Origin of the sequence: Nonomuraea sp. NPDC003709 (assembly GCF_040610775.1) — a bacterium.
Taxonomy (GTDB): domain Bacteria; phylum Actinomycetota; class Actinomycetes; order Streptosporangiales; family Streptosporangiaceae; genus Nonomuraea; species Nonomuraea angiospora_A.
The window spans coordinates 165866-186177 of sequence record NZ_JBEXMW010000009.1 but is presented as its reverse complement, the minus strand read 5'-3'; the positions used below and the strand labels follow the sequence as shown (position 1 = coordinate 186177).

Genomic DNA, 20312 nt, shown 5'->3' with positions numbered 1-20312 from the left:
CTATGCCAGTGACGATAGAGGCTTGGCGCATCACTGGTCAATCGCAAATAGACAGTTATGTCGGGAGGTGGGCGGAGCTGGCCGTCCTGCTGGTGAACGAGCTGGCCGTCACCCAGGCCCGCGGCCGCCCCGTGGACCCGCCCGCCGACCGCCGGGCCGCGCTGGAGGCGGCGTTCGACCGGCAGGGCCGGCCGGCCAGCCGCGCGCTGACCGGCGCGGACGCCGACCGGCTCGCGGACGTGGCCGCCGAGCTCCACCTGGCCTTCAGCGGCGACGTCGCCGCCCTCAACGCGGCCCTGGTGCGCCACGCGGCCGTGCCCAACCTGCACGGCGACCCGCCCGTCCTGGCCTTCCACGGCCCCGGTGCGGACCTGGTCGACGCCTGGGCCGCCGACGCCGGCACGGCCCTGGCCATGGTGATCGGCGTCGGCCAGGGCCGGCGGCTGCGGACCTGCGAGGCGGGCGGGTGCGAGCTGGTCTTCTTCGACGTCACCAGGAACGCCTCGCGCCGGTTCTGCGGCCTGTCCTGCCAGAACCGGGCCAAGGCCAGCGCCTACCGCGCCCGCCGCCGCGCCTGACCACGGGACCCTGCACGCGCTCGGCGTCGCCCGTTCTGTCGGTGGCGGCGGGCATGATGACGGCCATGGCTTCATGGCAGGAGTTCGAGCAGCAGGCGGCGGAGCTGGCCGGGCCGGCGCGGCGGCTGCTGGAGGCGTACCGGCACAAGGTGCTGGCCACGCTGCGCAAGGACGGCTCGCCCCGGGTCAGCGGCATCGAGACCAGCTTCCGGGACGGCGAGCTGTGGACGGGGTCGATGCCGGGGGCGGTCAAGGCGTCCGACCTGCGCCGCGACCCGCGGATGGCGATCCACGTCACCTCCAGCGCCCCGGAGGGGGGCGATCCGTCGTCGTGGGAGGGCGACGTGAAGCTGGCCGGGCGGGCCGTGGAGATCACCGACCGGGAGGTGCTGGCGTCGTTCGGGCTGCCGAGCGAGGAGTCGGACCTGTTCCGGATCGAGCTGACGGAGGTGGTGTGGACGCGGGTGGAGGGCGACGAGATCGTTATGGACTCCTGGCGCGAAGGGGTGGGGCTGCGCCAGATCCGCCGCAAGTAAAGACCCACGGCGGACCACCAAGCCCTCGCCCCCAGCCGGCCTTCCGAAGTCCGCCGGACTCCGCCACCGCCACCGCCACCGCGACCGCGACCGCGACCGCGACCGCGACCGCGACCGCGACCGCCACCGCGACCGCCACCGCGACCGCCACCGCGACAGCCGTTGCTGTCGCGGCTGTCGCCCTGAGCGGTTGGCCCTGGCCGCAAGGGGGCCGCTGCCCACGGCGGGCTCGCCTGCGCGAGGGTCGGGCGGTTTCGGAGGGGCGGCGGTGGAGGAGAACGGCTCCCGCGAGCGGCCGGCCGCATGGGACCGTTTCCGCGACCGCCGTTCCCCCTGGCGTGAGTCCTCGGCGCCGGAAGGGGCTAGTGGACGGAGAAGCCGCCGTCCACGAAGAGCATCTGCCCGGTGACGAACGCGGAGGCGTCCCCGGCCAGGAAGACGGCCGCGCCCGCGAAGTCCCCGGGCACGCCGTTGCGGCCGACCATGTGGCGGGCGGCGAGCGTTTCGACGCGGCCTGGGATGGCCTGGGCAGGCTCGGTCAGCGGGGTCAGCACGAAGCCGGGGATGATCGTGTTGACGCACACCCCGCGAGCCGACCACGCCTCGGCCTGGGAGCGGGTCAGGCCGGCGATGGCGGCCTTGGCCGTGCCGTACGCGCCGCTGTCGCCGAAGGCGCTGATGGACTGCTGGGAGCCGAGGTTGATGATGCGGCCCCAGCCACGGGCGGCCATCCTCGGGCCGAAGTGCTGGCCGAGGAGGTAGGGGGCGGTGAGGTTGACGGCGATGGTGCGCTCGTAGTCCTCGACGGTGAGGTCGGCCATGGGCTTGCGGATGTTGTTGCCGGCGTCGTTGACGAGGATGTCGGCATCGCCCGCCGTGGCGCACACGCGCCGGACGTCGTCGCGGTCGGCGAGGTCGGCGCTGATCCACGAGGCGGTGACGCCGTGCTCGCGCAGGCGGGCGGCGGCCTTGTCGAGCTCGCCCTCCCTGCGGGCCACCAGCACGACCTCGGCTCCGGCCCGGCCGATCGCCTCGGCGATGGCGTACCCGATGCCGGAGCTGCCGCCGGTCACCAGGGCGCGCCGGCCGTCGAGGGAGAACAGCTCCCGCAGATAGTCAGACATGATCGGCCAAGCTAGCACCCGAGGGGTACGACCGCGTCGAGCGGGCCATGGCGACCACCACCCGGCCCTCGCCGGCGCATCGTCCGGCAAAGGATTGCGCGGGGGCGGCTCTCAGGCGGAATGACCGTGCGGCCATGACTACCACCGACGCACCCACGACCAGCCGGCTCCCGTTGACGATGCTGACGGCCATGGTCGCCGGCTCGATGGTCGGCGCCGGGTCTTCTCGTTACCGGGCAACTTCGGGCAGGCCGGGGTGGTGGTCGCGTGGGCGGTGGCCGGCACCGCCGATCGCCCGCAAGCCCGCCCAACGTCGGCCCAGGCCGACTCGGAGACCGGGTCGTCCTCGGCTTCGCAGGGCACCGTCTCCCGCCGTCGCTGAGTCATCCCCACTGTCAGCTGCGGTTCGTGTTCTTTGTTGGGTGCCGACCTCAGCGACCTGCCCCTCTCCGGGGTCGGCGGGCGGCCAGCTCGACTCGGGCGAACAGGACGACCAGCACGGCCAGCACGGCCGTTGGGGCCAGGAGCCACAGCCAGCGCTGGGCCCACCAGCCGGAGGTTGGCTCCGCAAGCAGGGTGCCACCCAGCCCTTCATAGGCCCACAGCACCACCAGGTACGCGGTCATGTGCCAGAGAAAGATGGTCAACGCGACCACGTTGAGGGCCACCACCGGCTTCCAGGCGGTCGGTCGGCGCAGCAGGCGCTCGGCGGCCGGCGTGACCAGGGCCAGCAGCCCGAGTTGAAAGACGGCCAGGGCGGCGATGGCGGCGTTGGTCGGGAAGATGTTGGATTTGGCGCCGGTGGTGGCCACCATCGAGAGGGGGTAGCCCGCTCCTACCGTCAGCCCGACCAGCCCGGCCAGCCCGGCCCCGACAACCGCCAGACGCTGCGCCAGCGGGCGCCGCCCCAGCTCCCAGCTGCGCCAGGCGTAGCCGAGCTGGTGGCAGAACAGCCACACCAGGGCGGCGGTCACCCAGCCGGCCCAGGCCAGGCCGGCGCCGCGGTGCGCCACGCTGCCGAGGGCGATCAGCAGCACGAGCGCTACCAGGACCCTGGCTCCGTAGCGGGCGTTCAGGCTCGCGGTGATCGGCACTGCGGCGATCACCAGGCCGTACACGCCCAGGAACCACAGCGGCGTCAGGTAGCCGGGGAACCACTCCCACATCCATCGGTGCGGGCCGGGTAGGGCGGCCGCGATCAGCTCGCCGGCGAGCCAGACCAGGGCCCAGACGGCAGTCGGCCAGAGCAGCCGGCGCAGCCGGCCTCGGACGAACTGGCCGGCGGTCGTCCCGCCCGCCTGAGCCCGCTGCCAGCCGACCAGGTTGGCGTACCCACCGACCAGAAAGAACACGGGCATGATCTGCAGCACCCAGGTGGCCAGCCAGCTACCGGGCACGGCATGGATCGGGTTGGGCATGGTCAGGCTGCCGTCGGCGGTGCGGTGGGTGACCGACAATGTCCAGTGCCAGAGGGCGACGATCAGGATGCACAGCGCGCGGGCGGCGTCGACCACCCGGTCGCGGGATGTCGGCGTGGCCGCCACCAGCCGGTCCAGTGTCGATCGCTCGCCCGCGACGCGGCGGGTCTGCCGGTCTTGGCGTCTGGTGCTCAGCGGTACGGCTCCTCGATGTCGGCCGCGAAGTCCTTGTGGACCAAGGCACGCTCGACCTTCAGGGTCGGGGTCAGATGTCCGTTCTGCTCGGTCAGGTCGACCGGAAGGATCCGGAACCTGCGGATCGACTCGGCCCGGCTCACCGCCGTGTTGGCCTCGTCCACGGCCGTCTGCAGCCTGGCCGGCAGATCCGGATCGTCGCGAAGCTCGGCCGGGCCGGCGTGTTCGGGCCTGCCGACGGCCCGCTTCCATGACGACAGCGCCGCGGCGTCCAGGGTGATCAGCGCGGCGGTGTACGGCCGCCGGTCGCCGACGACTACCGCCTGGCTGATGAGCGGGTGGGTGCGCAGGCGATCTTCGAGTGCCTCCGGGGCGAGGTTCTTGCCGCCGGCGGTGACGATGATCTCCTTCTTGCGGCCCGAGATCGCCAGGAACCCGTCCTCGTCCAGGGCGCCGAGGTCGCCGATGCGCAGCCAGCCGTCGTCGGCGGTCTGGCTCTCCCAGGTCGCCTGCTCGTTGCGCCAGTAGCCCTGGACCAGGATCGGGCCCTTGATCAGGATCTCGCCGTCGTCGGCGATCCGGATTTCGACGCCGGGAAGGGGCGGCCCCACCGTGCCGATCTTCAGCGCGTGGGGCAGGTTCACGGTCGCGGCGGCATTGGTCTCGGTCGTCCCGTAGCCTTCCGACACGGTGATGCCAATTCCTCGGAGGAAGTGACCCAGCCGTGCGCCCAGCGGCGCTCCGCCGGAGATGGCGTAGCCGACCCGGCCGCCGAGCGCGGCCCGCAGCCGCCGGTACACCGTCCACTCGTAGCTGGTGGCGGCAAGCGGCGCGACCCGGTCGCCGGGCCGGATGCCGGCGGAGAGGAAGCCGGCCGCCAGGCTGCGGACGTCGGCCGCGAACTGCCTGGCCGTCACCGGACGCCGGCCGCCGGTCGACCGGCGCTGGAACAGGACCATGTCACCGTCCACCCGGTCGTCGGCGAGCTGGGCACCGGGGGCAACGGTTCTCGGGGCCGGGACCGCGTAGACGCGCATTGTCCATCTCCCTGTGCGGAAAGGGCCAACCAGGCGGCGTCGGCAGACTGCGGCACCGGGCGCCGCATGTACGGCGGCGAGAAGCAGCCAATTAGCCTGATTCCCCAGGTCACCAGGCACACACCTGACAGGCGAAGGCTGTACGACGGCGCAGGCCGGCGAGCACACCTGGGACACTGGGGCGTCAGCCCCGGCCTGGCGCTGGTGTACGCGCACGCGTCCCGGCTGATCCAGCACACCGGGCAGCAGATGATCTACCTGGCCGGTCCCGGGCACGGCGGCCCGACGCTGGTCGGGGCCGGCTACCTGGAGGGCACCTACACCGAGATCTACCCGCACATCACCATGGAGGAGGAGGGGCTGCTGCGGCTGTTCCGTCAGTTCTCCGCACCCGGTGGGATACCCAGCCACGCGTCGGTGCCGACCCCGGGCTCGATCCACGAGGGCGGCGAGCTCGGCTACGTGCTGCTGCACGCCTTCGGAGCGGTGCTGGACAACCCGGATCTCATCGCACTGGCGATGGTCGGTGACGGGGAGGCGGAGACAGGTCCGCTGGAGTCCTGAACCCTGTCCGCGACGGCGCGGTTCTGCCGGTTCCCCACCTGAACGGCGCGAAGCTCGCCGGGCCGACCCTGCCGGCCCGCAAGGGACCGAGGACGGGCGGTCGGATCCCGACATCGTGCTTGCGGGCACCGGGGACGTGGTCACCATGGAGACCGTCGCGGCGGCGAACATCCTGTTCGCCGACGAGGGCACGGCCACGACCCCGTTCGACATGGTGATGCGCAACCAGGCATCTCGGTACCACCTGGTGATCGACGCGCTGAATGCCGCACGGCGGACCCCGACCGGGGCGAGCGAGCTGAAGGCATGGTGCGAGCAGCGGCTCCTCCGCGACGAGCGGTACGTGGTCGAGCACCTGCAGGACATGCCGGAGGTGCGGGACCGGTCGCTGGGCGACCGGGCAGAGCAGGGCTGAGCACGGTGGGCCGGCCTCGCGGAGGGGAACTGGCCCGCTGACCGGACATGTCCGGCCGATTGCGGCTTGACGGCGATCGTTGCTCGACCCGTCTGCCATGGATCCTTTGTCCACATAAGGGATGGTCCTTGCTGGAGCCTCGCTTCCGCACCCGTGCCAGGGGAAGGCCAGACATCAGCCGTGTCGCCGGAGTGTTGGGGGCGACGCAGGCGGCGTTCGGGGGAGTGATCATGGCAGAACGTACCGAAGGGACGATGAAGGCGTTCGTGATGAAGGAGATCGGACGCGTCGGCTTCATGGACAAGCCCGTGCCGCGGCCAGGCCCGTTGGACGCCATCGTACGGACGACCAGTGCCCTGATCTGCACGTCGGATTCTCACACGGTCAAGGGCGGCATCGGGCCCCGGGAGAACCTGACGCTCGGCCACGAGGCGGTCGGTGTGGTGCACGAGGTCGGAGACGAGGTGCGGAACTTCCGCCCCGGCGATCGTGTTCTGGTCGGCGCCATCACCCCTGACTGGGGCGATCTCGCCTCTCAGAACGGGCATCCGTCACAGTCCGGCGGGCCGCTCGGCGGGTTCAAGTTCGCGAATTCCAAGGATGGAGTCTTCGCCGAGTACTTCCATGTCAACGAGGCCGACGCCAACATGGCGAAGATTCCTGAGGACGTCACCGACGAGATGGCGGCTTACTGCGCCGACATGCTCTCGACCGGATTCATGGGCGCGCAGAACGGCCGCATCCCGCTGGGCGGGACCGTGGCCGTTCTCGCACAGGGGCCGGTGGGGCTGATGGCGACCGCGGGAGCACGGCTCTGCGGCGCCGGTCTCGTCATCGGAGTCGAATCGGTCCCCCGCCGGAAGAAGCTCGCGCAAACCTATGGCGCGGACGAGATCGTGGATTTCAGCAAAGAGGACGTCGTCGAGCGGGTCCTCGAACTGACGCAGGGCCAGGGCGTGGACACCGCCATCGAGGCCCTCGGCACGGACGCGACCTTCCAGACCGCCGTCAAAATCACCAAGCCCGGCGGGACGGTGTCCAACACCGGCTACTACGGTGAAGGCGAATTCGTGCGCATTCCCCGCGTCGAATGGGGAGTCGGCATGGCCGAAAAGACGATCACGACGGGCCTGTGCCCAGGCGGCCGGCTGTGCATGGAGCGGCTGCTGCGAATCCTCCAGACAAAGCGCCTCGACCCGACCCACATGACGACCCATTCGTTCGAGTTCGGGGAGATGGAGCGGGCCTTCGAGATATCGGACAAGAAACTCGAGGATGTCGTGAAGGTGTTGATCACCTTCTAGGGCCGCAGCCGGGCAGCGTTTCGCCCCCGCAAGCAGCGGTGCCTCCGACGGCGCGCCGTACGACGAAAGAGGAATCTGGCATGCTCGATCCCGATCCATCGTTCCGCCCGGTCCGCCGTCGGGATGGCTACCTGCCGCTGGAGGATCTGGGTCTCATCGGGGACGGCACGACCACGGCACTGGTCGGCCTGGACGGCTCGATCCCGTGGCTGTGCCTGCCCCGCTTCGACAGCGAACCACTGTTGTGCGGCCTGCTCGATCACGCACGAGGCGGGCACTTCACGCTGACGGTGGAGGACCTGCGGGAGGCCCGGCAGCGCTACGAGCCTGATACCGCGGTGCTGGTGACCGAGTTGCGCAGCTCGAGCGGTTCGGTCAGGATCACCGACGCGCTGGCGCTGCGTGCCGGCGCCGATCTCAGCGACGATGCGGGTGCGAGCCGGGCCGAGCTCGTCCGTTCCGCCCAGGTCCTGGACGGGACCGTCCGCGTGTCGGCGGAGCTGCATCCCCGCGGCGGCGGGCAGACCCGGCTCCTGGGCAGCGGCCTGGAGGTGCAGGCGTCGCGGCGGCCGGACCTGCGCCTGCATCTACGTTCCAACCGTCCCCTGACCGGCCTGCGCACCGTCCACGACCTCGAACAGGGCGATCGCCTTGATCTCGTGCTGTCCTGGGGCCGTATTCACCGCCATCACCGGTTCGACCCCGAGGCCATGCTGCGCGAGACCGCCGAGGCATGGCGCCGGTGGATGAGGAACTTCCGCTACAGCGGGCCGGAGGAACCGCTGGTCCGCCGCGCCGCGATCACGCTCAAGCTGTGCGACGACTGGGTCAACGGCTCGCTGGTCGCCGCCCCTACCTCCTCCTTGCCCGCGCCGATCGGTGGTGTACGCAACTGGGACTACCGCTACACCTGGATCCGGGATGCCGCCTTCGCCGTGTTCGCGCTGCGCCGCATCGGCTTCGACAGCGAGGCCGACGCCTTCCTCGGCTGGGTCCTCGACGCCTTCGAACAGAGCCGCCGACCGCGGATCATGTACAGCATCTGCGGCGATCCCGTACCTGAGGAGATCCAAGACGTCGGCCTGGAGGGCTACCGGCGTTCCGCTCCTGTGCGATGGGGTAACGGCGCAGCTGATCAGCGTCAGCACGACGTTTACGGCGAGGTGCTGGACTGCGCCGACCAGTGGCTGCGCTCCGGGAGTGAGATCCAGCCCGCGCTGTGGTCCGGCCTGGCGGAGCTGGCCGACACCGCCGTGCGCGAGTGGCGGCAGCCGGACCAGGGCATCTGGGAGGTACGCAGCGCAAGCCGCGTCTTCACCTACTCCGCCGGAATGTGCCAGGTGGCCCTGGACCGGGCCGCGGCGATGGGCGAGCGGCTCGGCCTGCCCGGCCAGGTCACGAGGTGGCGCGCCACGGCCGACAAGCTGCGTCAGCTCATCGTGGACCAGTCCTGGAACGAGGACGCGCAGTCCCTGGGCGAACACCTCGACGGCAGCGGCGGACTGGACGCCAGCCTGCTCGCGCTCCCGCTGCGGAGGGTCATCCCGGCCGACCACCCGCGGATGGCGGCCACCACTGCGGCCATCGCCGAACGTTTGTCCGCCGGCGACGGACTGCTCTACCGCTACCTGCACGACCACTCGCCCGACGGCCTGCCAGGCGATGAGGGCGCCTTCGTGTTGTGCAGCTTCTGGCTGGTCGAGAACCTCGTCCTGCAAGGCCGTGCCGAACAGGCCGAGGAACTCTACGCCTCACTGTGCGCCCGGGCCAGCCCGCTCGGGCTGCTGCCGGAGCAGATCGACCCGTCGACGGGCACGTTCATGGGGAACTTCCCCCAGGCATTCAGCCACATCGGCGTCATCGCCGCCGGCGTCAGGCTCGCACGAGCGAAAGAAGGGATGATGGCATGATCAACAGGCTCGTCATCTTCGGCGCCACCGGCGATCTCAACGCGCGCTACCTGCTTCCGGCGCTGGCCGCCCTGTGGACAGCCGGGCATCTGGACAACGGCTTCCAGCTGACCTGCGTGGACCGGGCCGACTGGACCGACGAGGGGTTCCGGCGCTGGGCCGTCGATCAGCTCGACCGGCATGGCCTCTCCTCCTCTGCCGACGCCAGGAAGGCGATCGTGGAGTCCGCCCGCTACCTGCGGGCCGACGCCACCGACGTCACCGATGTCGCTTCGGCCATCGCCGGCGACGGTCCTGTAGCGGTCTACCTCGCTCTTCCTCCAGCGATCTTCCCTGGCACGGTGGCGGCTTTGCGCGGCGCGGGCCTGACACCGGGCAGCCGGATCGTGCTGGAGAAGCCGTTCGGCGAAGATCTGGACAGTGCTGTGGCGCTGAATCAGCTGCTGTCGGAGGTGGTGCTGGAGCAGGCGGTGTTCCGCGTCGACCACTTCCTGGCCATGACGACCGTTCAGAACGTGCTCGGCAGCCGGCTGGCCAACCGGGTGCTGGAGCCCATCTGGAACAGCGCGCACATCTCCGAGGTGGAGATCGTCTGGGACGAGACCCTGACGTTGGAAGGCAGGGCGGGCTACTACGACGGCGCCGGGGCGCTGAAGGACATGCTGCAGAACCACCTGCTCCAGGTGCTGTGCCTGGTGGCCATGGAACCACCGCTCAGCCTCGGCGAGCGTGACCTGCGCGATCGGAAGATCGACGTGCTGCGCTCGGTACGCCGTCTCACGGACGACGACGTCGTGCACCGTACCCGCCGCGCCCGTTACCTGGCCGGCCGCATCGGTGACCGGGACGTTCCGCTCTACGTCGAGGAGGAGGGCGTGGACCCTCGGCGAGGTACCGAGACCTTCGCCGAGGTGGAGCTGGAACTCGAAAGCTGGCGCTGGTCCGGGACGATCTTCCGGCTCCGCACCGGCAAGGCGCTCGGACACGACCGCAAAGAGGTCGCGGTACGGTTCCGGCCCGTACCTCACCTGCCCTTCGGGGACGGCGAGCAAGGCGCGCCCAACGTGTTGCGCTTCGGGCTGGAGCCGGAGGGCATGACCCTCGCGCTGACCGGCGTCGGTCCCGACGGGCGCACCCTTGCCCCGCTCACCCTCACCGCGCAGCTGGAGGCCCCCGGCCTGCCTGCCTACGGCCGGCTGCTGCTGGACGTCCTGCAGGGCAACGCAGCCCTGTCCATCCGGGGCGACGAGGCCGAGGAGTCCTGGCGGGTGCTCGCACCTGTCATGTCGGCCTGGTCCAGGGACCTGGTCCCGCTGCTCGAATACCCGGCAGGATCGGACGGGCCTGCCCGCCCCGGTGGGGCCGCGAGGAGTACCTGATGCCATCGACGAAGGCGGCCCCAGGCGGCCTGCGCAGCCAGGCATGGTGGGACAACGCCGGCAATCCCGAGATGACGGCTCTGTATCTCGAACGCTTCCTCAACTTCGGGCTGACCCCAGGGGAACTCCAGTCGGGCCGGCCGATCATCGGCATCGCCCAAACGGGTAGCGACCTCGTTCCGTGCAACCGCCACCATCTCGCCCTCGCCGACCGGGTCAAGGACGGGATCCGCGACGGCGGTGGCATCCCTTTCGAGTTCCCCGTCCACCCGCTGCAGGAGACCGGCAAGCGCCCGACCGCCGCCCTGGATCGCAACCTCGCCTACCTGGGGCTGGTCGAGGTGCTCTACGGATATCCACTCGACGGGGTGGTCCTGACGACGGGCTGTGACAAGACCACGCCCGCGTGCCTGACCGCCGCGGCCACGGTGAACATCCCCGCGATAGTCCTGTCCGGAGGGCCGATGCTCAACGGCTATCACCATGGCAGGCGGATCGGATCGTCAGGCTCGGGACTGGTGATCTGGCAGTCGAAGCGGCTGCTCGCCGGCGGGCAGATCGACTACGACGAGTTCATGGCGCGCGTGGCCGCTTCCGCCCCCAGCATCGGTCACTGCAACACGATGGGCACCGCGCTGTCGATGAACAGCCTGGCCGAGGCCCTGGGGATGTCCCTGCCAGGCTGCGCGGCGATCCCGGCCCCCTATCGCCGGCGAGCGCAGATGGCCTACGACACAGGCCGCCGGGCGGTGGCCCTCGTGCATGAGGACCTCACCCCGCGCAAGATCATGACCCGGCAGGCTTTCGAGAACGCGATCATCGTCGCCTCGGCCATCGCCGCCTCGACCAACGTGCCCATCCACATCAACGCCATCGCTCGCCACGTCGGGGTGCCGCTGTCCATCCAGGACTGGCAACGGGTCGGAGCCGACATCCCGGTGCTGGCGAACGTCGCCCCCGCCGGGGAGTTCCTCGGCGAGGACTTCTACCGCGCCGGCGGCGTCCCCGCGGTCATGCGGTCATTGCTGGCAGCAGGGCGCCTGCGCGGCGACGCCGTGACCGTATCCGGACGTACCGTGGCCGAGAACCTGGCCGAGGCCCCGCCCGCCGACCCGACGGTCATCCGCCCGTTCGACGAGCCTGTCGCCGCGCGCGGCGGACTTCTCGTCATGACCGGCAACCTCTTCGACTCCGCGGTCATGAAGACCTCGGTCATCACCGACGACTTCCGCGCCCGCTACCTGCCGCATCCCGATGACCCGCAGGTGTTCGACCTCCGCGCCATCGTCTTCGACGGGCCCGAGGACTACCACGCCCGCATCGAAGACCCCGAGCTGGGCCTGGACGAGAACTGCATCCTCGTCATCCGCTACACCGGGCCGATCGGCTACCCGGGATCGGCCGAGGTCGTCAACATGGAGGTGCCTGCCGCGCTGCTCCAACTGGGCATCACGACGCTGCCCACGCTCGGAGACGGCCGCCAGAGCGGCACCTCGGACGCACCGTCCATTCTCAACGCCAGCCCCGAGGCCGCGGTCGGCGGCAACCTCGCCATCCTGCGCACCGGCGACCGGATCCGCATCGACATGGACAACGCGCGTGTCGACGTCCTCCTGTCGGATGAGGAGATCGCCGCGCGATGGGCCCAGTACACGCCGGTCACGTTGGACAACCAGACACCGTGGCAGGAGATCTACCGTTCCACGGTGGGGCAGCTGGACAGCGGAGGCTGCTTGGAGCTCGCCGTGTCGTACCAGGATCTCGTACACACCAAGGGGATTCCCCGTGACTCGCACTGATGCCAAAGGCACGATCCTGATCGCCGACTTCGACTTCGGCGACGTGGACATCGAACGCGCCATCGTCGAGGGGGCCGGGTTCGAGCTCCTCGCCGCACAGTGCAAGAGCGAGGACGAGGTGATCGAAAAGGGTCAGGACGTCGACGGCGTCCTGACCCAGTACGCGCGGGTCGGTTCCCGCGCCATCGACGCGTTCACCCGGTGCCGGGTGATCGCCCGCTACGGCACGGGCGTGGACATCGTCGACGTCACCGCCGCCACCCGACGGGGCATCCAGGTCACGAACGCACCGAACGAGTGGTGCGCCGACGAGGTCGCCGACCACGCCGTCGCGCTCTGGCTCGCCGCCGCCCGCAAGATCTGCCAATACGACCGGGCGACCCGGCAGGGCACCTGGCAGTGGCAGAGCGGAGAGCCGATCTGGCGACTGAGGGGCCAGGTGTTCGGGCTGCTGTCCTTCGGCTCCATCGCACAGCTCATCGCCGAACGCGCGAAAGCGTTCGGCGTCGAGGTCTGGGCGCACGATCCGTTTCTGGACGAGACCGAGATCCGATCGCGCCAGGTGCGGCCGGTGTCCTTCGACGAACTCGTCGAAGGCTCCGACCACCTGGTGATCCAGGCGCCGCTCACCCCGCAGACCCACCACACCTTCGACCGTGCGACGCTCCGCAGGATGAAGCCGACCGCCGTCCTCATCAACACCGCACGCGGCCCTATCGTGGAGGACACGGCGCTCCACCAGGCTCTCACCGAGGGATGGATCGCGGGCGCGGCACTGGACGACCTTGAGGAGGAGCCTGCGAAGCAACGCGGCTGGCACCCACGCAACCCCCTCCTCACGCTGCCCAACGTGATCATCACCCCCCACGCCGCCTACTACTCCGAGCAGGCCATCACCACAGTGCGCCGCATCGCCGCCGAGGAGGCCGTACGTGTCCTGACCGGACAACCGGCCCGTTACCCGGTCAACGAGGTGCAGGCCGATGTTTCAGGCTGACGGGCATGTCTGCGGCGAGCTTGAGTTCCTTCGCGAGCGTGCCACGAAGATGGCGCCGTCGAAGACCGCCATGATGTCCGCGACGTACTCGGCGGCAGGCGGCTCCTCGGTGGCAGGACGGCCGGAGAGGGGCAGGACCTCGACTCTTCTCCGTGACGTTGCCAGTGATCGTAGGATCGTCCGCGTGGATCTGGATGACATCGCCGCCCGGCTCGGGGTACCCGTTGAGGACGTCGACCGCGTGCACCGACTTGCCGGCGACCGGCCGTCGGCTCCGCTGCCCGCCAAGGCCGACGCGCGCGCGATCCTCGACCGGCTCGCGGTGCGGCCGGACGATGCCGACGAGATCATGGCGGGCTGGCCCGACCGCGACTCTCCCCTGTGGACTCCGGAGCTGCGCTGGCTGCTCGACCGCTCGATCGCCCTGGTCCGCGCCGATCTCGGGGGCCACGGCTGGCTGCCGCCCGGTCCGGAGCTACCGCGCGAACGGGGCCCCGCCTGGCGGCATCTCTACGTGTACGCGTACCTGGCCCTGGTCGACGTCGTCATGAGGTACCACCACGACCACGGCATCGCCGATGCCGTGTCGTGGGTGACCCTGGCGGACCTGGGCCGCAACCTCGCGATCGACCGGCGGATGCACCGCGAGGGCTGGCCGGTCATGCAGAGCTGGCTGACGCTGCACGCGCGCGGCGGCATCTACGAGCTGGGCCGGCTGCAGCACCAACGCGGCGGCACCACCATCGACCTGCACATCCCCGAGTCGGGGCCGATGACTCCGGAGGCGGTCGCGGCGTCGCTCGACGAGGCCCGCGCGTTCTTCCCCCGCCACTTTCCCGACGAGCGCCACACGGCGTTCTCCTGCGGCTCGTGGCTGCTCGACCCGCAACTACTGGAGTACCTGCCCGAGGACTCCAACATCGTCCGGTTCCAGCAGAGGTTCGAACTGGAGCCCTACGAGGAGCCGGAAGGGCAGGACGCCGACGTCGAGGTGCTGCGGTTCGTGTTCCGCACCCTGACCACGCCGCTCGACCAGCTACCACGCCGCACCGTGCTCCAGCGCGCGATCGTCGACCACCTCAAGGCCGGCCGCCACTGGCAGATCCGCCGCGGCCGCTTCCCGATCTAGCCGGGGCGGGGACATCCACAGAGCTGCCTCATGATCAATGAGACATGACTTCATCGATTCTGAGGCACCGCAGTTCAAGGAGGCCTCATGCCTCAAGCCGAACGAGACAGGACAGCGGTGAATGACGGTTCAGGTGCGAAGCCGTCAGGCCGGGGAGGACGTAAATGCTCCACCTGGGGGAAGGCGGCATTAGGAGGCGAGTGCCGAGTCAGGAGTGGACGCCATGCGATTGAGCGCGCGTAACAAGATCCCGGCCCGGGTGACCGGGCTCACCAAAGGCGAAGCGACAGCGAATGTGGAACTGGACGCCGGTGGGATGCGGTTGGTCGCCTCCGTCACCGTAGAGGCCGCCAATGAGTTGGGACTGGTGGAGGGCAGTGAGGTTATCGCCGTGATCAAGGCGTCCGACGTGATGCTGGGGCTTGAGAGCTAGCGCGGCGTCATCTCGGGGCTCCAGGTCGATTGAGAAGCGGGCGCCTCGAACCTGGCAAATGCGGTGGTCCCCGATCGGTTCCGTGACCACCCTGGCCGGCGAGCGCAAGGCCGGCCAGTCCCACAAGTACGCCCAACCCGCTGATGCGGCGCCATGCTGAACGAGCGCGGATGGTCGACCTGGCCGCGCACCTTGACCGCACCGACGGCGTTCTCCTGGGCGGAGGAGGGGCCGGCCCGGACATCGGTCCGGCCGGTCACATGCTGGCGATGAGTTTGTCCACCCTCTCGTCGACGCTCCGGAACGGGTCCTTGCACAGCACGGTGCGCTGCGCCTGGTCGTTGAGCTTCAGGTGCACCCAGTCGACGGTGAAGTCGCGCCGCTTCTCCTGCGCCTTGCGAATGAACTCGCCACGCAGCCGCGCCCGGGTGGTCTGCGGCGGCACCGACTTGGCCTCGAAGATCTTGATGTCGGAGGTCACCCGCTCCACCGCGCCGCGCCGCTGCAGCAGGTAGAACAGCCCGCGCTTACGGTGCACGTCGTGGTAGGCAAGGTCAAGCTGGGCCACCCGGGGCGAGGACAGCGGCAGGTCGTACTTCTTCCGGTACCGCTCGATGAGCTGGTACTTGGTGACCCAGTCGATCTCCCGGGACACCGTGTCCAAATCGCCGGTCTCCACCGCCCGTAGGGTGCGCTCCCACAGCTCCAGCACCCTCCGCGCGATCACGTCGCCGCCCCGCTGGTCCACGAAGTCCTTGGCCTTGCCGAGGTACTCCTGCTGGATCTCCAGCGACGACGCCTCACGCCCGTTGGCCAGCCGGACCCGCCGCCGCCCGGTCATGTCGTGCGACACCTCGCGGATCGCCCGGATCGGGTTCTCCAGGCTCATGTCGCGCATCACGATCCCGGCCTCCACCATGCGCAGCACCAGATCGGTCGCGCCGACCTTGAGCAACATGGTGGTCTCGCTCATGTTGGAGTCGCCGACGATGACGTGCAGGCGGCGGAACCGCTCGGCGTCGCCGTGCGGCTCGTCACGGGTGTTGATGATCGGGCGGGACCGGGTCGTCGCCGACGACACGCCCTCCCAGATGTGCTCGGCGCGCTGCGACACGCAGTAGACCGCGCCCCGCGGGGTCTGCAGCACCTTCCCCGCGCCGCAGATGATCTGCCGGGTGACCAGGAACGGGATCAGCACATCGGCCAGCCGCCCGAACTCCCCGTGCCGGCCCACACAGTAGTTCTCATGGCAGCCGTAGGAGTTGCCGGCCGAGTCGGTGTTGTTCTTGAACAGGTAGATGTCGCCGGCGATGCCCTCCTCGCGGAGCCGCTTCTCGGCGTCGACCAGCAGCCCCTCCAGGATCCGCTCACCGGCCTTGTCATGGGTGACCAGCTCCACGACGTTGTCGCACTCGGGGGTGGCGTACTCGGGATGGCTGCCCACGTCCAGATACAGCCGGGAGCCGTTGGGCAGGAACACGTTGCTCGACCGGCCCCAGGACACGACCCGCCGGAACAGGTAGCGCGCCACCTCGTCCGGAGACAGCCTGCGCTGACCCCGGAAGGTGCACGTGACGCCGTACTCGTTCTCCAGACCGAAGATGCGTCGATCCATTACCTCACAACTATTCTCCCCGCCCGCGCGACGGGGGAGATCGTCTTTCGCCGGCCCCGGCCGGGGATTGATGTGTGGGTACCCGGAAAGCCGACGACACATGCGCCACGAGGCCGGCTTGCAACGGAGTCTGGCTGGAGCACGCCGCGGCCCTTGCCGGATGATCAAGGACCGTGATCCTTGCCACCCACCGGCGGGGATCACATCCCACCGTGCCAAGCCATCCCCCTCCGCGAGCTGCATCGGTTGACGCAGGGCCGGCCGCGGCGCCCAGGTTGGCGATCGTCGACCGACCTCCTGCACGCCGAGACAGGGACGAGGATCGACCTCGGCGCGATGCCCCCCGAGAGGATTGCTCGATGCCGGGCAGCGTGGGCGCGGCTCACCGGACGTCAGACATGCGTCGTCCACGGCGACCCCAACAACCCTGGCAACGTCCGCATGACCGCGAATCAAGCCGCGCTGATCGACTGGGACGAGTCGCACGTCGACGACCCCGCCTCGTGCTGCCCGACAACGCCGCCGGGCTGGACGACGGCGCGTACGACATCGCCGCGCAAGCGTCTGCCGCAAGGGAAGCCGCCATCTGCTGGGACGACGAGTTCGCGGTCAAGCGGCTCGCCGAAGTTCGAGCGGTCTGAGAACGCGTTCGAGGAGTGGGGTTATTGGCGGTCGAGTGCGCACATCACTTGGCCGACCCGTGGTCCTTTGTGTTGGCCATGGAAAGGGACGCTACTGTTCGCCAGCGCTGCGGTACGCCGCAATGGAACCGGTCGTGCAGGCTCGCGACGAGCTGCCGGTGCGGGCAGCTCAGCACGGCAACAAGGGTCCGCCGTTGACCCTCAGGCCGCCGCCGTGGCCGTCGCTGACGCCGGTGGCCAGAAAGCCGAAGCTCACCCGGCCGTAAGACGGGATATAGCCGTTGTACGACTGGTTGCCGGCCGACACGCTCTGGCCTGGTTGGGTCACGATCGCATCCCACGCGTTGGTGACCTTGGTGCCGTCGTCCCACGTCCAGGTGGCCGTCCAGCCATCGACCGGTATCGGGTCGTTGATGAGGGTGACCTTGATCTGAAAACCGTTGGTCCACGAGCTGGCTTTCTCCCACTCGCACGCAATGATCGTCGCTTGCGCGGGGGAGGCGTACGTGGCGATCAAGACGATCGCTCCGGCGAGAGCCGCCGTCACCCGAGCCAACCGCGATGTACGTCGTCTCGTCATGACCAACCCTTCGGCAGGAGCGGGCACGGCCCGGCACCGAGGAACGCTTCCCCTCGGAGGTACCTCTCTTGGAAGACCGGGGTCAATGCGGGAACCGGCCTGCGCCAGAGCCTGCGCATCGACCACGGCTTCACCTGCCGCCATTCCCGATCAGGGGCTCATCCTGGGATTTTCGAACTGAAACTTTCACGTATCATCCCGCCGGAGCGCTTGCGCCAAGTGCGAACGGTCCGGTCATCCGGGCCCGGCGGCGCGGGCCTCGGGCGGGACGGCGAGAATGCCGACCAGCAAGCCGGCTGCCGTGATGCCTCGCATCAAACCTCGAGCTCATGCCCAGAATCTGCGCCGCCGCGACCGGGATGAGAACAGGTTTGCGGTATAACGCAATCAGCCGTTCTCAGTCAGCCGCGGAAGCGGGTGAGATGGCCCTCTTGAGTGCGCAAGAGGTGGGCCCGCCGCGACACATCGCTCATCTGCGAAAGGCCCAGGCCCGGTCAGTGGAACAATCAGGAACCCGCGTCAGCGGTCACCGTCTCCGGGGCCGGCGCTTTGATCGACACCTTGCCTCCCCACCCGGTGAAGCGGCTGTCGATCGTGATCGTCTTGCCGTCGAAGCCGCTGTTGTCCAACACTCCTGTTGCCGCATACGAGCTCCTCACCCTGCTCACGAGCCCGGCCGAGGTGAGGCTGAGGGTGTAGGTGACTTTCGTGTCGTCGTGCATGCGCAGCGGGATCGACGCGTCGAACCAGCGCGACACCTTCTCCAGTTCCTTGAACGTGATCTTTCCTGTGATGGTGCTTCCGCTCAGCTTGCCTTTCTTGATCAGCGCGGATAACGTTCCCGGCTCCGCGGGGTTGATGACCTGCCCGTAGAAACCGCCGGCGCCCCCGGGCATGCCGCCGGTCTTGAGCCACGTCTTGCCATCTGGAAGGCGCTCTTTCCAGATGCCGCCCGAGGTATAGCTGACCTTGCCGACGCTGATGGTCCGCTCAGGCTCGGCGGGGCCCGTCTTGCAGGTGATGTCTGAGGCGGCGATGCCCTTGGCGTTGAACTGGAACGTTCCCTTACGGCTCTGCAGCTTGACCTTGCCGTCTCCGATGAGAGTGGTGGTCTCGGTGAACCGTACGCCGTGCCCGGAAACCAGCTTGCTCTTCAGAGCTCGGACGGGATCCTTGGGCGCAGCCTGCGCGGGAGCGGCAGTCACCAGAAAAGCGCAGCCGGTAACCAGAACTGTGATCGTCTTCTTCATAGAATGTGATCATTCCGGGGGCGGGTAACGAATGGGCCACGGTCCCGCGGTACACGGTTGGCAAGAGCTCAACGACCAGCTCGCCGAGCTCGGCAAGCAGTGCGGCACGGTGGCCGCCAGGCAAGGGCGGCCGTCATCGGTCAGTAAAGTGATCACGATGACGGACACCCGGCTGATCACCCACCGTGACGTTTCCACGGCCATGGCCCGTTACGACGACCGGGAACTGGCCGAGTTGCTGGAGCGCGAGGCCGTACCCCTCGGCACCGGCATCGGCGGGGCGTCCGCTCGGCTCGCGGTCGGCGGCACCTCGGTCTTCGTCAAACGCGTGCCCCTCACCGAGCCCGAACTGCGCCACCCGCACTCGACGGCCAACCTGTTCGGGCTGCCGCCCTTCTGCCAGTACGGCATCGGCTCGCCCGGCTTCGGCGCCTGGCGCGAGCTGGCCGCGCACACGATGACCACCGAGTGGGTGCTGACCGGCCGGTTCCCTGGCTTCCCGCTGCTGTATCACTGGCGGGTGCTGCCCAACGCCGAGCCCGCCCCGCTGTACGGAGAGCTGGCCGACATCGATCGGGCGGTCACCTTCTGGGAGAGCGCGCCCGGCGTGCGCCGCCGCCTCGAAGCGCTGGCAGAGGCTCCGGCGAGCCTGACGCTCTTCCTGGAGTACTTCCCATACAACCTGCACCAGTGGCTGGACGAGCGGGTGCGCGCGGGCGACGCCGACCGCGCCTGCGCCCTGGCGGACCATGGGCTGCGTGAGGCCGTGTCCTTCATGAACGCGGGCGGCCTTCTGCACTTCGACGCGCATTTCGACAACATCCTCACCGACGGGCACCACTTCTACCTGACCGACTTCGGGCAGGCCGTGTCGACCCGGTTCGACCTGTCAGAGGAGGAACAGGCCTTCTTTCGCCGGCACCTCACCTTCGACCGCACCTACACGCTGACGTACCTGGTGAACTGGCTGGCCGGCGCCTTTCACGGCGTCGACTGGCCGGGGCGTCGCGAACTGGTGCGGGAATGGGCGGCAGGAGAGCGGCCGGCCGGCGTGCCCGGCGGGGTCGCGACCCTGCTGTCGCGGCACAGCCCACTGGCCACCGTGCTGAACGGCTTCTACCACGATCTGCAGAGTGAGAGCAGGAAGACGCCGTACCCGCTGGAGGAGATCCGCCAGGTTGCCGGACGACACGCCCTACCGCTCGAGTGAAGGGGTCACCCACCGCTTGAGGAGACGCACGCCGAACGGGGAGGACGCTCTGCTCGGGTGAGGTTCACTCGCCGCGATGGTCCTCGCCTCACCGTCCACGACCTTGACCTGGTCAACCGGCCCGCGCCCATCCGCGATCGCCGGGCTCAATAGGCTGATGGGCGCGGGGTTACACGTACGGGCCGTCCTGAGCGTGCC

Annotated in this window: 18 protein-coding genes and 2 pseudogenes; 14 read left to right on the top strand and 6 right to left on the bottom strand. The window is 69.3% G+C overall.

Annotation, left to right across the window (positions count from 1 at the left end; genetic code table 11):
* Positions 1-8: 8 nt before the first annotated feature.
* Both ABZX61_RS27455 and ABZX61_RS27450 read left to right on the top strand, forming a co-directional pair.
* Positions 9-578 carry a CGNR zinc finger domain-containing protein gene (locus ABZX61_RS27455; RefSeq protein WP_355198851.1) on the top strand — a complete coding sequence of 190 codons (570 nt, stop codon included), beginning with the start codon at positions 9-11 and terminating at the stop codon, positions 576-578.
* A gap of 65 nt (positions 579-643) precedes the next feature.
* Complete coding sequence (locus tag ABZX61_RS27450; protein WP_355198849.1) at positions 644-1114, top strand: pyridoxamine 5'-phosphate oxidase family protein; 471 nt, start codon at positions 644-646, stop codon at positions 1112-1114.
* 362 nt (positions 1115-1476) lie between these two features.
* Here the strand turns inward: ABZX61_RS27450 and ABZX61_RS27445 are convergent, their stop codons facing one another.
* The 3 genes from ABZX61_RS27445 to ABZX61_RS27435 form a co-directional block, all read right to left on the bottom strand.
* Positions 1477-2238, bottom strand: coding sequence for an SDR family oxidoreductase (locus ABZX61_RS27445; protein ID WP_355198847.1), 762 nt, complete (start codon positions 2236-2238; stop codon positions 1477-1479).
* A gap of 431 nt (positions 2239-2669) precedes the next feature.
* Positions 2670-3782, bottom strand: coding sequence for an acyltransferase (locus ABZX61_RS27440; RefSeq protein ID WP_355198845.1), 1113 nt, complete (start codon positions 3780-3782; stop codon positions 2670-2672).
* Positions 3783-3847: 65 nt separating this feature from the next.
* A complete protein-coding gene (locus tag ABZX61_RS27435; protein ID WP_355198843.1) occupies positions 3848-4888 on the bottom strand; it encodes an AMP-binding protein in 1041 nt (346 codons plus the stop codon).
* A 168-nt stretch (positions 4889-5056) separates the two neighbouring features.
* On the opposite strand from ABZX61_RS27435, the pseudogene ABZX61_RS27430 reads away from it, so the two are divergent.
* The 9 genes and pseudogenes from ABZX61_RS27430 to ABZX61_RS27390 all read left to right on the top strand — a co-directional run.
* A pseudogene (locus ABZX61_RS27430) lies at positions 5057-5529 on the top strand (phosphoketolase); the annotation flags it as partial.
* A 38-nt stretch (positions 5530-5567) separates the two neighbouring features.
* Complete coding sequence (locus ABZX61_RS27425) at positions 5568-5867, top strand: hypothetical protein (protein ID WP_355198841.1); 300 nt, start codon at positions 5568-5570, stop codon at positions 5865-5867.
* Positions 5868-6097: 230 nt separating this feature from the next.
* Positions 6098-7171 (top strand): NAD(P)-dependent alcohol dehydrogenase, encoded by a 1074-nt coding sequence (locus tag ABZX61_RS27420; protein WP_355198839.1) that lies wholly within the window; start codon positions 6098-6100, stop codon positions 7169-7171.
* An 80-nt stretch (positions 7172-7251) separates the two neighbouring features.
* Positions 7252-9081 carry a glycoside hydrolase family 15 protein gene (locus ABZX61_RS27415; protein WP_355198837.1) on the top strand — a complete coding sequence of 610 codons (1830 nt, stop codon included), beginning with the start codon at positions 7252-7254 and terminating at the stop codon, positions 9079-9081.
* Positions 9078-10460 (top strand): glucose-6-phosphate dehydrogenase, encoded by a 1383-nt coding sequence (locus tag ABZX61_RS27410; RefSeq protein ID WP_355198835.1) that lies wholly within the window; start codon positions 9078-9080, stop codon positions 10458-10460. Before ABZX61_RS27415 ends, ABZX61_RS27410 begins: the two co-directional genes overlap by 4 nt.
* On the top strand, positions 10460-12259 hold the full coding sequence (locus tag ABZX61_RS27405; RefSeq protein WP_355198833.1) for an IlvD/Edd family dehydratase: 1800 nt from the start codon (positions 10460-10462) through the stop codon (positions 12257-12259). Before ABZX61_RS27410 ends, ABZX61_RS27405 begins: the two co-directional genes overlap by 1 nt.
* Positions 12246-13256 (top strand): C-terminal binding protein, encoded by a 1011-nt coding sequence (locus ABZX61_RS27400; protein ID WP_355198831.1) that lies wholly within the window; start codon positions 12246-12248, stop codon positions 13254-13256. Before ABZX61_RS27405 ends, ABZX61_RS27400 begins: the two co-directional genes overlap by 14 nt.
* Positions 13257-13440: 184 nt before the next feature.
* Complete coding sequence (locus ABZX61_RS27395) at positions 13441-14385, top strand: acyltransferase domain-containing protein (protein WP_355198829.1); 945 nt, start codon at positions 13441-13443, stop codon at positions 14383-14385.
* Positions 14386-14608: 223 nt separating this feature from the next.
* Positions 14609-14818, top strand: a complete 210-nt coding sequence (locus ABZX61_RS27390; protein WP_350734333.1) for a TOBE domain-containing protein — start codon at positions 14609-14611, stop codon at positions 14816-14818.
* 256 nt (positions 14819-15074) lie between these two features.
* On the opposite strand, the gene pafA is transcribed toward ABZX61_RS27390, so the two are convergent.
* On the bottom strand, positions 15075-16433 hold the full coding sequence (gene pafA / locus ABZX61_RS27385) for a Pup--protein ligase (RefSeq protein ID WP_355198827.1): 1359 nt from the start codon (positions 16431-16433) through the stop codon (positions 15075-15077).
* Between the two features lie 180 nt (positions 16434-16613).
* On the opposite strand from pafA, the pseudogene ABZX61_RS27380 reads away from it, so the two are divergent.
* Both ABZX61_RS27380 and ABZX61_RS27375 read left to right on the top strand, forming a co-directional pair.
* Positions 16614-16922 (top strand): annotated as a pseudogene (locus tag ABZX61_RS27380) (phosphotransferase); the annotation flags it as partial.
* Between the two features lie 14 nt (positions 16923-16936).
* On the top strand, positions 16937-17074 hold the full coding sequence (locus tag ABZX61_RS27375; RefSeq protein WP_350734335.1) for a hypothetical protein: 138 nt from the start codon (positions 16937-16939) through the stop codon (positions 17072-17074).
* Positions 17075-17243: 169 nt separating this feature from the next.
* Here the strand turns inward: ABZX61_RS27375 and ABZX61_RS27370 are convergent, their stop codons facing one another.
* Positions 17244-17591: a cellulose binding domain-containing protein gene (locus tag ABZX61_RS27370; protein WP_355198824.1), complete on the bottom strand. Its 348-nt coding sequence runs from the start codon at positions 17589-17591 to the stop codon at positions 17244-17246.
* Between the two features lie 569 nt (positions 17592-18160).
* On the bottom strand, positions 18161-18904 hold the full coding sequence (locus ABZX61_RS27365) for a hypothetical protein (RefSeq protein ID WP_355198822.1): 744 nt from the start codon (positions 18902-18904) through the stop codon (positions 18161-18163).
* Positions 18905-19061: 157 nt separating this feature from the next.
* Between ABZX61_RS27365 and ABZX61_RS27360 the strand changes: the two genes are divergently transcribed.
* Positions 19062-20114, top strand: coding sequence for a protein kinase family protein (locus tag ABZX61_RS27360; protein WP_355198821.1), 1053 nt, complete (start codon positions 19062-19064; stop codon positions 20112-20114).
* Positions 20115-20312 lie beyond the last annotated feature (198 nt).

Excerpts from the sequence above, each read along its gene's own strand:
- ABZX61_RS27450 (WP_355198849.1), top strand. The coding sequence starts at position 644 with ATGGCTTCATGGCAGGAGTTCGAGCAGCAGGCGGCGGAGCTGGCCGGG.
- ABZX61_RS27445 (WP_355198847.1), bottom strand. The coding sequence starts at position 2,238 with ATGTCTGACTATCTGCGGGAGCTGTTCTCCCTCGACGGCCGGCGCGCC.
- ABZX61_RS27435 (WP_355198843.1), bottom strand. The coding sequence starts at position 4,888 with ATGCGCGTCTACGCGGTCCCGGCCCCGAGAACCGTTGCCCCCGGTGCC.
- ABZX61_RS27420 (WP_355198839.1), top strand. The coding sequence starts at position 6,098 with ATGGCAGAACGTACCGAAGGGACGATGAAGGCGTTCGTGATGAAGGAG.
- ABZX61_RS27415 (WP_355198837.1), top strand. The coding sequence starts at position 7,252 with ATGCTCGATCCCGATCCATCGTTCCGCCCGGTCCGCCGTCGGGATGGC.
- ABZX61_RS27410 (WP_355198835.1), top strand. The coding sequence starts at position 9,078 with ATGATCAACAGGCTCGTCATCTTCGGCGCCACCGGCGATCTCAACGCG.
- ABZX61_RS27405 (WP_355198833.1), top strand. The coding sequence starts at position 10,460 with ATGCCATCGACGAAGGCGGCCCCAGGCGGCCTGCGCAGCCAGGCATGG.
- ABZX61_RS27390 (WP_350734333.1), top strand. The coding sequence starts at position 14,609 with ATGCGATTGAGCGCGCGTAACAAGATCCCGGCCCGGGTGACCGGGCTC.
- pafA (WP_355198827.1), bottom strand. The coding sequence starts at position 16,433 with ATGGATCGACGCATCTTCGGTCTGGAGAACGAGTACGGCGTCACGTGC.
- ABZX61_RS27365 (WP_355198822.1), bottom strand. The coding sequence starts at position 18,904 with ATGAAGAAGACGATCACAGTTCTGGTTACCGGCTGCGCTTTTCTGGTG.
- ABZX61_RS27360 (WP_355198821.1), top strand. The coding sequence starts at position 19,062 with ATGACGGACACCCGGCTGATCACCCACCGTGACGTTTCCACGGCCATG.